This window comes from Sandaracinaceae bacterium (genome assembly GCA_016706685.1).
In the GTDB taxonomy this organism is placed as follows: Bacteria; Myxococcota_A; Polyangia; order Polyangiales; family Houyiibacteriaceae; genus JADJJE01.
The window spans coordinates 1-11,962 of record JADJJE010000031.1; the positions used below are offsets into that span (position 1 = coordinate 1).

Annotated in this window: 14 protein-coding genes; 10 read left to right on the forward strand and 4 right to left on the reverse strand. The window is 70.6% G+C overall.

All coding sequences use genetic code 11. The features are described from left to right. The first annotated feature begins 51 nt into the window (after positions 1 to 51). Entirely contained in the window at positions 52 to 945 is an 894-nt protein-coding gene (locus tag IPI43_27275; GenBank protein MBK7777775.1) for a hypothetical protein, read from the forward strand. An 806-nt stretch (positions 946 to 1,751) separates the two neighbouring features. On the opposite strand, the gene IPI43_27280 is transcribed toward IPI43_27275, so the two are convergent. The 3 genes from IPI43_27280 to IPI43_27290 form a co-directional block, all read right to left on the reverse strand. Further along, complete coding sequence (locus IPI43_27280; GenBank protein MBK7777776.1) at positions 1,752 to 2,198, reverse strand: hypothetical protein; 447 nt, start codon at positions 2,196 to 2,198, stop codon at positions 1,752 to 1,754. A 198-nt stretch (positions 2,199 to 2,396) separates the two neighbouring features. After that, positions 2,397 to 2,669 carry a hypothetical protein gene (locus IPI43_27285; protein MBK7777777.1) on the reverse strand — a complete coding sequence of 91 codons (273 nt, stop codon included), beginning with the start codon at positions 2,667 to 2,669 and terminating at the stop codon, positions 2,397 to 2,399. Positions 2,670 to 2,988: 319 nt separating this feature from the next. Further along, positions 2,989 to 3,207: a hypothetical protein gene (locus IPI43_27290; protein MBK7777778.1), complete on the reverse strand. Its 219-nt coding sequence runs from the start codon at positions 3,205 to 3,207 to the stop codon at positions 2,989 to 2,991. 172 nt (positions 3,208 to 3,379) lie between these two features. Here IPI43_27290 and IPI43_27295 point away from each other — a divergent pair, with 172 nt between their 5' ends. From IPI43_27295 to IPI43_27325, 7 genes are all read left to right on the forward strand, one after another. Continuing rightward, the gene (locus IPI43_27295) at positions 3,380 to 3,577 is read left to right on the forward strand and encodes a hypothetical protein (protein ID MBK7777779.1); all 198 of its coding nucleotides are present in this window, start codon (positions 3,380 to 3,382) and stop codon (positions 3,575 to 3,577) included. After that, on the forward strand, positions 3,565 to 3,864 hold the full coding sequence (locus tag IPI43_27300) for a hypothetical protein (GenBank protein MBK7777780.1): 300 nt from the start codon (positions 3,565 to 3,567) through the stop codon (positions 3,862 to 3,864). The genes IPI43_27295 and IPI43_27300 overlap by 13 nt, the downstream gene beginning before the upstream one ends. A 344-nt stretch (positions 3,865 to 4,208) precedes the next feature. Continuing rightward, positions 4,209 to 5,669: an ABC transporter permease gene (locus IPI43_27305; GenBank protein MBK7777781.1), complete on the forward strand. Its 1,461-nt coding sequence runs from the start codon at positions 4,209 to 4,211 to the stop codon at positions 5,667 to 5,669. A 42-nt stretch (positions 5,670 to 5,711) separates the two neighbouring features. After that, a complete protein-coding gene (locus IPI43_27310; protein ID MBK7777782.1) occupies positions 5,712 to 5,990 on the forward strand; it encodes a pyrimidine/purine nucleoside phosphorylase in 279 nt (92 codons plus the stop codon). Positions 5,991 to 6,788: 798 nt separating this feature from the next. Further along, the gene (locus IPI43_27315; GenBank protein MBK7777783.1) at positions 6,789 to 7,451 is read left to right on the forward strand and encodes a helix-turn-helix domain-containing protein; all 663 of its coding nucleotides are present in this window, start codon (positions 6,789 to 6,791) and stop codon (positions 7,449 to 7,451) included. A gap of 272 nt (positions 7,452 to 7,723) precedes the next feature. Continuing rightward, positions 7,724 to 8,476 carry a cytochrome P450 gene (locus IPI43_27320; GenBank protein ID MBK7777784.1) on the forward strand — a complete coding sequence of 251 codons (753 nt, stop codon included), beginning with the start codon at positions 7,724 to 7,726 and terminating at the stop codon, positions 8,474 to 8,476. Continuing rightward, positions 8,473 to 9,042 carry a cytochrome P450 gene (locus IPI43_27325; GenBank protein MBK7777785.1) on the forward strand — a complete coding sequence of 190 codons (570 nt, stop codon included), beginning with the start codon at positions 8,473 to 8,475 and terminating at the stop codon, positions 9,040 to 9,042. Before IPI43_27320 ends, IPI43_27325 begins: the two co-directional genes overlap by 4 nt. A 50-nt stretch (positions 9,043 to 9,092) precedes the next feature. Here the strand turns inward: IPI43_27325 and IPI43_27330 are convergent, their stop codons facing one another. Beyond that, a complete protein-coding gene (locus IPI43_27330) occupies positions 9,093 to 9,746 on the reverse strand; it encodes a thioesterase family protein (protein MBK7777786.1) in 654 nt (217 codons plus the stop codon). A gap of 1,039 nt (positions 9,747 to 10,785) precedes the next feature. Here IPI43_27330 and IPI43_27335 point away from each other — a divergent pair. Both IPI43_27335 and IPI43_27340 read left to right on the forward strand, forming a co-directional pair. Next, on the forward strand, positions 10,786 to 11,184 hold the full coding sequence (locus tag IPI43_27335; protein MBK7777787.1) for a hypothetical protein: 399 nt from the start codon (positions 10,786 to 10,788) through the stop codon (positions 11,182 to 11,184). 107 nt (positions 11,185 to 11,291) lie between these two features. Beyond that, on the forward strand, positions 11,292 to 11,948 hold the full coding sequence (locus tag IPI43_27340; protein ID MBK7777788.1) for a hypothetical protein: 657 nt from the start codon (positions 11,292 to 11,294) through the stop codon (positions 11,946 to 11,948). Positions 11,949 to 11,962 lie beyond the last annotated feature (14 nt).

Genomic DNA, 11,962 nt, shown 5'->3' on the forward strand with positions numbered 1-11,962 from the left:
CGCCCGGGCCGCGTTCATGCACACACGCGGCGACCCTGGTAGGCTGCGCACGTGATCGACATCGCGATGGACGACGGCGCGAGCGCGATGGACGCGCGCCTGTCGGGCAGACGCTCGGGGGCGCGTACCGTGCCGCGGCGCATCGGCGCGGGGGCATGGGCCAGGTCTACGAGGCCGAACACACGCTGCCGGGCCGGCACCGCGCTGAAGGTGCCGAACACCAGCCAGAAGACGCGACGCGACGCGGTCAGCCGCTTCTGCCAGAGTAGCGCGGCCAGCCAGATCGAGCACCCGCACATCGTGGACGTGGTGAACTTCGTCACCGACGGGCCCTACATGGTGCTCGTGATGGAGCTGCTGCGCGGCGAGCCCGGGCTCGAGCGGCTCCAAGCGGGCCGCTGCCCATCCTCGAGGCGAGCGCCATCCCGGGGCAGTGCGTGCGAGGCGGAGGCGGCCACGCACGCGGCGGGCATCCTGCACCGGGACCTCAAGCCCGCGAAGGGGCGCCCGCCGTTCGAGGGTCACAACGCGTTCCAGCTCATCTGGAAGCACGGCAACGAACCTGCACCGCCGCTCCACGAGCATGCCCGCGGCGTGCCGCAGGAGCTGTCGGACGTGGTACGCGCGCGCTGGGGAAGGAGCCGGACGAGCGCTTCCCGAGCACGCTCGCGCTGCGGGACGCGGTGCGAGATGCGACGGCGGCGCTGGTGGAGCGGCCCGAGCCCGCCGCCGCTGCCGAGCCGAAGGCGCCTGCGGTGGGACGCGCGCCGTGGGCGTTGCCGGCGGCGCTGCTGGGCGCGGTCCTGCTGGGCGCCACGGCGCTGCTCGCCGTGGACCAGACCGACGTGGCGGCCCGCGAACCGCGGCGAGCGCCAGGCCGCCCGAACGCTCCACCTCCTGCCTCTACGGAGCCCGCGCTCACCAGCGCGCTGCGGACCGACCTGACTGCGCCCCAGCACTGCCGCTCGAGAGGTGACGCTGGTGCTCATGGCAGCCGCCCGGAAGCGCGTGGTCCTGGATGGCGCGAGCTCTGGGCCCGTGCCCGCCACGCTGCAGGTCCCCGCCGGGCGGCCACTGACGCTTCAGTTCTCGGCGCCGGGCCACGTGCCGGAGGTGCGCACGCTGACCCCGACGGAGACCGGTGAAGTGGCGGTGGCGCTGTCGCGGGAGACGCGGCGCCCGCCGACGGGCGGAGAACCCGTCGCCCATCAAGCGCGATTTCTGACGGCCTCTTCGAGGCGTCGTCTTCGCGCGCCTGCGCCGCGGCCCGCTGGTGGGCCCGATGCGCCTCGTGGTGCAGCGTGACGGCCCTGTGCCGGGCGCGCGCGGCGGCCAGCGCTTCACGCGCGACTCGGCCGCGACCTGCGCCCGGCCACACACTGCGCCGAGCCGCGGCCAGCTCGGTGGCGTCGCGCGTCCAGCTCGAGACGCTGGCGATAGGCCACTCGAGCCGGGAGGTCGGCGCCCCCGAGCGCTCGCGGGCCCACACCCGTGCCCACCCTGACCCGTCCAGTACCGGCCGTGCCGCCAGCGTCGAGCGCGGCTCTGGTGCGCAGCGCGGCGGCCCCGCCCGCGGAGCACTCGGCCACGGTGGAGAGCGCCTCACCAGCTGGCGGGCGGCGTCATCGCGCTCGCGCTCGCGCAGCTCTTCGAGCGCGGCCAGCGGTAGTTCAAGGAAGCACCGGGGAGCAGCGCTGCGTGGCGCTCAGGTGCCCACGATGGGCAGCGGTGACGCCCACCACGGCGTCGCCTCAGCTCGGCGTCGAGCGCGTTGGCGCGAAAGTCACCGTCCGGGTCGGACGCCACGGCACCGCCGCGGGCGTCACGGTCACGCCGCTGACGTCGCGGCCCAGCGTGTCGAACCACGCATCGCGCAGGACGCTGGCGGCGCTGGCGAACACGGTGGCGCGGCAGACCTCGTCGCACCACGCCGCCACGGCCGGGTTGGGAGAGCCCGCTGCGCTCCAGGCGCCCGGAGAGGGCCCCCACGACCTGAGCGCCGAGAGCGCGACCGCGTCGGCGACGATGGCCCCGAGGCTGGCGCCGAGCGGGAGGGAGATTGACCACGGGGTGAACATGACGACCGCCCCCACGAGGTCGAGTTCCGTGACGATGCCGAGGGCAGGCAGCGCCCCATCGGCGGCCGGCAAGCCTGCGTAGGACCCCATGAGGCCCACCAACACGAGCGACGAAGACATGAACGACGTGTCGCCGTCGGCTTCGATGGTGAGCGCGCCCGCGAGCGTGAGCCCGACCTGACTCCCGACACGAACGTGAGCGCGCCGTCGAGGGCCACGCGAGCCCGGCGCCCTGTCCACGAGGCGCTGCGCGAACGCGGCTTCGAACCCGGTAGTGGCGCGACCCGTAGCGCGGCGAGCGCGAGCAGCGCGTCGGCGTCACCCACGCCGGTGAGGTGGGCCTCGAGCGTCGAGCAAGAACGCCGCGTCACCCGCGGGCAGCCGCGGGCCACGGTGGCGTGACGCCCGCCGCGAGGAGGGTGAGGAGGCTGCCGCGGGCACGCTGAACTCGGCGTCGCACTGCCCCGCGACGACCTGGTACGCGCGCGCCGAGGCGCACCGTGACCATCGCCCGGCGTCGCTGGCCACCTGCACGTCGTCCACGCAGCCGAAGGCCGCTCGGCGCCGGCTGGCGCTCGCGCCGCGCGCCACAATGGCGTAGCCGGTGCCCGCAGGCAGGCCCAGGAAGCGAGCCGAGCCTCGCCCGAAAGCAACGTGATGGCCCGACCGAAGCGCGCCCTCGGCGACGGAGGGTGATCACAACCCGCCGCGGAACACGCCTCCACGCGCAAGCGCGCGGGGCCAGTGGCGCTCAGGTCTTCTGCGGCGGCCAGCACGTTGCCGAACCCCGTGGCGCTGACGCCCACCGCCAAGAACGCCGGGGCCGCGGCGCCCGCGGTGGCTCGCAGACGGAACGTGGCCGGGATGCTGGAGCCACGCAGCGTGGTGCGCACCGACCCGTCCGCGCCGCTCAGCCCGCTGACCTCCATGAGCGAGGCGTCGTGGGCGTCACCTTTGGAGCCCGGAGGCGCACCGTGATGCCGGGCGCGGGCTCGCCGGCTCGCATGACCTGCAGCTCCACGGTGACGTTCGCGCGCGGCGTGAGCTGAAGCGCGCTGGTATCGGTGAAGCGCAGCTCCACCTCTTGGGGCGTGCTATCCGCGTCCGACGAGCCCGCGTCCTCGGGCACCGTCCCGGAGGCGCATCCGCGAACGCCGGCAGGAGCGCGAGCACGCCCAGCGAGAGCATTTTCGGGACAGGATCGGGGCGCGACGCATCTGGCCGCCAAGGTAGCAGGGGCCACCGAATGCCGGCTATGCGGTGTGCCGTGGCGCAGCGAGCGTGATAAGGCGTCGGGCTGCATGGCCTACAGCCTCGAAATCGGCGTCCGCTACCTGCGCTCGAAGAAGCGCGCGACGATCCGCCGGATCACCACCATCAGCATCGCGGGTGTGGCGCTGGGCGTGGCGGCGCCCTTGGCGGTGCTCAGCATCACCAGCGGCTTCCAGCAGCAGTTCCGCGACAAGGTGCTGGGGTCAACGCGCACGTGCTGGTGTTGAAGTACGGCCTCGACTTCCACGAGTACCGCGAGGTCATCGAGCGCTGCCAGGAGGAGCCTGAGGTCGGGCGGGGCCCCTTCCTCATCAACCAGATGATGCTGGCCAAGGGCGACCGGCTGTCCACCGTGCTGGTGAAGGGCGTGGACCCCGAGGCCATGGTCACCGTGTTGACCTGCCGAGCCAGATCATCGCGGGCACGCCTGACGGGCTGCGCCTGCCCAACGCCGCGCCGCCGCTGCGGCCGGAAGACCTGCGCAACCCGGACATGCCCTACTGGCGCGCACTGATGACCCCCCAACGACACGGGCGCCGCGCCTGCGGAGGAAGACGACCCGGAGGCCTTGAGGATGAAGAGAGCGAGCCGGTCTCACCGCCGAGCCCCAGCACGCCCGGACGCGTGGCCAGCCCGAGTGACGGAGGCGCTGCTCAACGGACTGGACGACGGGGACCTGGCGCTGCCCGAGGACGACAGCGACCTCCTCAGCGTGGCCGACGACGACCTGGGCGACGACGACCTCTCGGGCCCGCTCCCCGGGCTGATCATCGGCGCCACGCTGGCCGAGACCATGGGCATCGAGCTCGGCGACCGCGTGCAGCTCATCTCGCCGCTGAGCGGCAGCGCGGTGTCGTCGTGGTCCGCTCGGGCGAGGCGCGCACGCCGCAGAGTCGCCCCTTCCGGGTCATCGCCATCTTCCGCGCCGGGTTCCAGGAGTACGACAGCCGCCTCGTCTATGCGGACCTGTTCGAGGTGCAGGCCTTCCTGGGGCAGGGCGACTCGGTCACCGGCGTGGAGATGCGCCTGAACGATCTCGAGCAGAGCGTGGACGTGGCGCGCCGCCTCGAGCGCGTCATGGAGGGGCCCTTCCACACGATGGACTGGGCCGAGCTCAACCGCCCGCTGTTCACGGCCCTCGAGCTCCAGAAGATCATGCTGAGCCTGGTCATCGCCACCATCATCTGGGTGGCGGCCTTCAACGTCATCGCCACGCTGATCGCGATCGTCATCGAGAAGAAGCGTGAGATCGCCATCCTGAAGGCCATGGGGGCCAGCGACGGCACCGTGCTGGCCGTGTTCATGGTGCAGGGCACCGTCATCGGGCTGGTGGGCACACTGGCCGGGCCCGCGCTGGGTGGCGCCATCGTGGGGTACCTGTCCACGTTCCGCTTCGCGCTGGACCCGCGCGTCTACCTCATCGACCACCTCCCCGGTGATCACGGCGAGCGAGTTCGCGCTGACGGCGGTCATCGCGCTCTCCATCTGCATGCTGAGCACGCTGGCCCCCAGCTGGTGGGCGGCGCGCATGCTCCCCGTCGAAGGGCTGAGACACGAATGACGTCTGCTGTTCTCCCATACGCGCGAACGACGCGGCCGCGAGCGGCCCTCACGCTGGTGCTGGTGAGCGCCACGCTCCTGGGCTGCGATCCGGTGGACGAGACCGCGGCCGAGGAGCACCCCGCCCCCGCCGAGCCATCTCGTGAAGACCGGCGGGCGAGCGACGAGTCAGCACGGGGAAGAGCGCGCGGGGTCGCTGAGCAGGGGCGCGCGGCGCGCGAGGAGGCCGCGGCGGATACCATCGCCGCCGAGGTGGCCGCCGGCCTGGTGGACGCCGGCCCACTCGCCGCACTGGAAGCGGAGCCAGAAGCCCCCGCCGAGGCAGCCGGAGGCGCACCGGGCAGCGCCGACGTGTACGTGCGCCCCGTCATCCACCCCGACGTCATCCCGAACTTCCGCGTCTTGCGCTTCTCGCTCGCCGAAGACGTGGTGGACCGCGAGCCCGTCATGGTGTCCAGCAGCTTCCGCCGCGACTCGGGCCCGATGCACGTGTTCCTCGAGGTGCGCAACGAGACCGGCGAGGACATCCAGCTGTTCGTGGGCTTCCGGCCCGCCTCCGTGACGCAGCGCGGCGGCGGCGTGTCGCTGACCATCCCGCCCTCCCCGCGCTACCGCACCCGCGCCCGCAGCAACACCCGCCGCGCCGTGGGCGAGTGGGTCTGCGAGATCGGACGAGCGTCAACGCGTGCTGGCCACCCAGCGCTTCTGGATCACCCCGGCGCCGAGCCGTCTCCGGCCGCCGAGCCCGGGGCCGAATAGCTCGACTCGCGCACCCGCCGCGGCGCTGCTAACCCTGCGCCCATGCTTCAGCACAACAGCTACTTCGAGGGTCAGGTCCAGAGTGTCGGCTTCGAGCGCCTGGGCCGTCGCCAGACGGTCGGCGTCATCGCCCCCGGCTCCTACCACTTCGGCACCGACGCCCCCGAGCGCATGACCGTGATCGGCGGCGCGCTCGAAGTCCGCCTCGACGGCACCGACTCCTTCGTGCTCTACCCCGCCGGCACCTACTTCGAAGTCGCCGGCAAGAGCGGCTTCGACGCGCGCCACCGCCCCGAGCGCGTACCCCGCGCGACCCTCTGAGGAGCGCCGAGACCGAGGCGGAGTCCGAGGCGGAGGGCCGAGGCCGAGTCCAAGACCGAGTCCAAGACCGAGTCAAGACCGAGTCCAAGACGGAGACCGAGGCGGAGGCCGAGTCCGAGGCGGAGGCGGAGGCGGAGGCCGAGGCCGAGTCCGAGGCCGAGGCCGAGACCGCGGAAATGCTCGCGTGACTTGGCGCGAAAGACTTGGGTACCGCTGCTGAGGTGGGAGTGCCACCGAGGACGAAACGCATACCCAACGGCGAGGTGGCCGGGCGCGTGGTCGGAATCCGGCTCGGACTGGGGAGGTGGACTGCGACTGACCTCGGTCTCCGTCTCGGACTCTGTCTCGGTCCCCGACTCGGTCTCCGTCTCGACCCGACCCGTCTCGGACTCGACCCGACTCCGACTCGACTCGGTCTCGGTCTCGGTCTCCGCCTCGGCCTCTGTGTTGCCCTGCCCGCCGTGCGCATCGCTCCAGGGTCGCCTCGCGCTGCCTCTGCTCGTTCAGCTGAAGCGTGACGGTCACGACGTCCAGCGTCGCTCCTCAAGCGGCTGCACTCCGATCATGACGAGCTGCGCTCGTTCGGCGGGCGGCTCGCGGTGGATGCTTGGCTCGACCTGCGGCAGGCGGGCATCGACGCCACGGGGGACCCGAGCTTTCCGCTCCGGGCTGCGCTGGGCTTGGACCGCGAGTCGTTCCCGCTGGGGTTCTACTTGATGGGGACGCAGGCCACGTTGCGCGACGGCTACCAGTTCGTGCGCCCGCACATCCCCATCATCATGTCGGGCCGAAGTGAACATGCTGGTCAGCGAGACGGAGCAGTCCTACGTGGACTTCGTGCTCGACGGCGAGCCGGTGGGTCCCCCCGCGTTCGCCGAGTACCTGGTGGCCATCGTGATCGCTCTCGGCCGCTGGCTGACGCCGGAGGCGCCGCCGCCCACCGAGATCATCCTGGCGCACCGTTGGCCGCGCCACAGCGACGCCATGGCCGAGCTGCTTGGCGCGCCGGTGCGCTTCGGCGGTGGTGCCGTGCGCATGGTGTTTCCCGCCGCACGCATCGACACGCCCATCGCGGGCGCGGACCCTCACCTGGGGCAGCTGCTGGCGCAGAAGGCCGACGAGCAAGCCCGCCAGATTGTCACCACCACGCGCGTGCGCGACCGCGCCCGGCACTATCTGTCGCGGCACCTCGAAGGCCACGAGCCCACCGTGCTGGAGCTGGCCGAGGCGCTGCGCGTCACCGAGCGCACGCTGCGCCGCAAGCTGCGCTCCGAGGGCACCAGCCCGCGCGAGCTGCTGGACGAGGTGCGCCACGAGCGTGCCCTGGCCCTGCTGGAAGAAGGCCAGCGCTCGCTCGACGAGATCGCATACGTACTGGGCTTCAGCGGCGCGGGGGCGTTCCGCCGCGCGTTCCGGCGCTGGACGGGCGTGGCGCCCACGGAGTACGGCAGCCCGCGCTGAACGCGACGTGGCCGGCTGGGTGTGGCGCTCGGTTTGATCCCGCGCAATCCTAGAATCCACGTTTCCCCGTTGTTTTGAAGCTCGTAAAAACGTGACCTGACCGGCTGGGTACGGCGAAGTGGCCGGCCGGGTGCGCGTGTCCCGCCACGAGTCTGGCACCTTCTGGACATGCACGTGCAGTCCGCTCAGTCGCCCCTCCCCAGCCACGCTGCCCTCCTCCGCCGAAGGCTCCTTCCCGGAATCGGCCCATCCCGGTTCGCAAGGGCCGCCCGGTGATCGGCTCCACCATCGAGTTCCAGAAGGATCAGCTGGGCTTCGTCCAGGACATCCACCGGGACTACGGCGACGTGGTGAAGACCAACATCAGCCTCATGGACTGGTACTTCGTGCGTGACCCCGAGATCATCCACGAGATCAACGTCCGCCAGGCCAAGACGTTCGTGAAGCCCGCGCTGGCCAAGCGCATCTGGAAGCTGTTCCTGGGCGACGGCATCCTCACGGCCGACGGCGAGGTGTGGAAGCGTCAGCACGACCTGATCAAGCCCGGCTTCCATCGCCACCGCGTGGAGGCCTACGGCCCGGTCATGGTGGAGTACGCGCAGCAGATGCTGAAGGGCTTCGCCAACGGCGAGGCGCGCGACATGCGCCACGAGATCAACGGGCTGGCCATCCGCATCCTGGGCCGCACGCTCTTCGCGGCCGACATGGATAGCTCGGCGGACACCGTCTACAACGCGATGCACGACATCAGCGAGATCCTGGTGGAGCACATCAACCTGCCGCTGCCCACGCCGCGTTGGTGGCCCAGCAAGTCGAACCGCCGGAAGATCGACGCCATCGAGGCCATCGAGGGCGTGCTCAAGCGCCTCATCGCGGACCGCCGCTGCGAGGGCACGGACGCGGGCGACCTGCTGTCCCACCTCATCTTCGCGCGCGACAAGGAGGGCGGCCTCAGCGAGGAGCAGCTGCGCGACAACGGCATGACGCTGATCTTCGCCGGCCACAGACCACCGCGCACGCCATGACGTGGGCCTGGTACCTGCTGGCCAAGTACCCCGAGGTGGCCGAGAAGCTCTACCAAGAGGTGCGCTCGGTGTGCGGCGACCAGCCGGTCAACGTGGAGCACCTCGAGCACATGCCCTACGTGACGCAGGTCATGAAGGAGAGCCTGCGCTTCCTGCCCTCCGTGTGGGCCTTCATGCGCGCGCCCACCGAGGACATCACGATCAAGGGCTACACCTTCCCGAAGGGCGCCGCGATCTTCATCAGCCCCTACGTGCTGGGCCGCGACCCGCGCAACCACCCCGACGCCGACAAGTACACGCCGGAGCGCTGGACGCGTGAGTACGAGCGCAACCTCCCGAAGGGCGCCTACGTGCCGTTCGCGGCCGGTCCGCGCGTCTGCGCCGGTCAGGGCTTCGCGCAGATGGAGATGAAGCTGCTGCTCGCCACGTTCGTGCAGAACCTGGTGCCCACCCTGGCCGATGGCTTCGAGCCCGACCTGGTGCCCGAGCTGAGCTTGCATCCGGGGAAGCGGGGGCTGCAGTGCAAGGTGGTGTTCCGGGAGGATGCCCCGCTGCGCGCGCGCTGACGCCGCGAAGGCTGGGCGCGTGTCGGTCGACGCCCAGCCCGCGCAGCCCATCAGGGCGTGCGCGACTTGGGTGTGTTGCCCACGCGGCACTGCGCCACCGTGCCGCGGAACCCGTCCGCGTCGAACAGCTCCGCGTGTGCGAGTCCGACGCCGGCCTCGGCGGCGAGGTGCGTCAGGCGGAGACCAAACGCCTGGCCGCGCGGCTCCCCGCTGAACGTGAGGTTGAGGTCGGCGTTGATGGCGACGGGCGATGCGGGCGTGCAGTGGCTTCGGGTCAGCTCGGCCAGGCCCGCCATCAGATCGGCCGCAGCCACGCAGCGCACGAGGTCCGAGCACGGCTCGTCCTCGACGAAGACCGACGGAGGGGTGACCCACAGAGCGGGTTGGGGCGCGTCCCGCGCGGGACCAGCGCAGATCGCAAAAGTGCTCGAACGATGGATGACGCCCGGCTCCTTCGACGCGCGGAACATGCCGCTCGACTCGGCCTCTCCCGCAGGAGGCAACGGCGCGGGTCCATGCACGCTGCCAGGCCCCTCCGAGCCAGCCAGGAACAGCCCACTCGCGCGGGCCACTACGGCGCCCTGCCACGAGAGTTCGGCCTCTCCCTGGCGGAGGCGACCGCCTTCGCGCCTTACCAGTGCGCGTCCGTCCAGCGTGCCGAAGGGGATGGGCTTGAGCAGGTCGATGGTCAGGGCGCGCCACATGGAACCCTGGGCGCCGCAGCGCGTCCTCGAGAAGGAGAGAGGGAGCGCGCTGCTGCGGCGCTTCCGTTGCACAGACCAGGGTCCCAACCGCTGCGCGCGGGGGCGAGCGGCATGAAGGCGCCGTGGTGGCGTCGAAACGTGGGGACGTGCGCGGGCTCGGTCGTGGACATGGGCGAAGCGCGTAGACTACAAGGCCCTGAGCGAACGCAGTTGCGGCAGCGAAGCCGGTCGCTCGATTCCCACCACTGCTCCCCACGAGGGGCACGCGACCCGCGCTCGGCGCAGCGCAGCGCTCCCCATCGCGCATCAGCGACCTCGGAGGCCGGGAAAGAACATGTTCGTCCTGCGTTGGTAGGCGGCGTAGTCCGGCCGCTTCTGCACGGAGTAGTGCTCCGCCGGGACCGCGCCCGAGTTGACTGTCGTTGATGTGGTGTGGCCCCTGCTTCCTCTGCGCCACCCCTCAGCCGCAACGCACTTTGGGCCGCCCGCATGGGCCAGCGCTTCGGCCTCAGACATCCGGGCGTGCCTCCAGTGGCACATCGACGAAACCCCGTCCCTATAGTGCAGAGCCTACCGTGTCGATGCAGTACCATCAGCCGTCGATGACACGGAACTGCAGCGACTCCTTGCGCTGATCGAGACCGCGACCGTGCACTGCGCGAACTCACCAGCGCGCCGGAGGATCCTCGCGACGACGCCGTCATCTCGCGGCTCGGTGAGCCGGCTTCGCACGAGGCAATCGCGCGCCTCGAGTCCGTGCACGGCGCGCTTCCCGCGGCCTACAGAGCATTCCTCACGCTGCACGATGGCTGGCAGGGTTTCCCCACACATCACGGACGTGCGCGGTTGTTCTCGTGCGATGAGTTTGCGTCCGACGAAGGTGAGGAGTTCGCAGCGCAGTTTCGTTCTTGGCGCGGTAACAAGACCAATCGAGAAGTCCAGACGGCGTTCGTGATCGGCGGTGGTCCTGGCATTGCGTACGTGCCGCTTGCGCGACCGACGACACGAAAGGGGTGCGTTGGGCACGCGACCGGAGACCGTGCGCACCCACTCGGAGAAGCCGTTGTCGCAAGGCGATGCGCGAGACTTCGTGGCGTTTCTCGAACGCACCGCGCATCTGTTGAACGTCTGGTACCAGAAAGCGTTGGAGTCCTCGCCGGCGATCACGGGAGAGCAGGCGTGGGCGCTGGTCGACGAAGCCATCGTGCTGTTCAACGATGCCGACGACAACGGCGAGCGTGTCGATGAGAGCGCCTCTGCGCTGCGTGCGCTGAGAACCCGACTCGACACAACGAGCGCTTCGCAACAGCGCGCGCTGCTCACGCGCATGCAACGTGAGCTGTACACCGGTGGTCCGTACACGAGAGCACGTCGCGTGGGCGATGGCGTCGAGTTGTTCGAGCACGCCGCAGCGCGATGGGTTCGTGTGAAGGCGTGAACTCGAGGGTTCGTGAACACTCGAAGCATCGGGGAGGAGTTCACGCGGCGTGAAGTAGACCCTCCGCCCACGCCACTGAAATGATCCATGATTCGCAGGAGGTGCCCATGGCAGCGAAGAAGAAGAGCTCGGCAGACGCTATCGAAGGTCCAGCACTGGTCCAGGCCGTCATGAAGGTGATCGCCGCCGATCCGAAGGCGACGTTCTGGCCCAAGAGAACGCAGAGAAAGCCGAAGCCGCTGCCGGCGTCGCGGATCGCCGATCTCGAGCTCGCGGGACGCGCGTTGCCGCCCAGCATGAAGACGTGGCTCTCGCTCGGTAGCGACATCGAGGGTGTCGACTTCGCGACCGACGAGGCATGGCGGGTCACCACATTGCAGGAACACGCCGCGCAGCGCTTCGGAGACCTCGCGGCGCACCTCGTCGGTCTCGCCGAGCCGAAGTTCGAGGCCCCTTGTCTCGTGTTGCGAGAGGAGGCGGGGAACAAGCTCGAGGTGCTCTATCTCGGCGCGCAGGATGCGGGCGGAGAGTTCCCGGTCATCCAGGCCTACCTCGAGAACCCGGGCTACTCGCACATCCGGTTGTGGTCTCCCGGCTTCGACGTCTTCCTCGCGTCGCAGTGCAGGCCGGAGCGCGCCGAAGCGTTCGGTGTGCCGGGCGGCGGCGAGTGCGTCGAGATCGGCGACGCTCGCTGGGGCCGGCGCATGAAGGCGCACATGAAGGCGCTGGGACTCGCGAAGGCCGAGGTCAAGCTGGGTCGGTGAGGGCGTCGTCGAGC

Excerpts from the sequence above, each read along its gene's own strand:
- IPI43_27330 (MBK7777786.1), bottom strand. The coding sequence starts at position 9,746 with ATGTGGCGCGCCCTGACCATCGACCTGCTCAAGCCCATCCCCTTCGGC.
- IPI43_27310 (MBK7777782.1), top strand. The coding sequence starts at position 5,712 with ATGCTTCAGCACAACAGCTACTTCGAGGGTCAGGTCCAGAGTGTCGGC.
- IPI43_27315 (MBK7777783.1), top strand. The coding sequence starts at position 6,789 with ATGCTGGTCAGCGAGACGGAGCAGTCCTACGTGGACTTCGTGCTCGAC.
- IPI43_27325 (MBK7777785.1), top strand. The coding sequence starts at position 8,473 with ATGACGTGGGCCTGGTACCTGCTGGCCAAGTACCCCGAGGTGGCCGAG.
- IPI43_27295 (MBK7777779.1), top strand. The coding sequence starts at position 3,380 with ATGGCCTACAGCCTCGAAATCGGCGTCCGCTACCTGCGCTCGAAGAAG.
- IPI43_27280 (MBK7777776.1), bottom strand. The coding sequence starts at position 2,198 with ATGTCTTCGTCGCTCGTGTTGGTGGGCCTCATGGGGTCCTACGCAGGC.
- IPI43_27340 (MBK7777788.1), top strand. The coding sequence starts at position 11,292 with ATGGCAGCGAAGAAGAAGAGCTCGGCAGACGCTATCGAAGGTCCAGCA.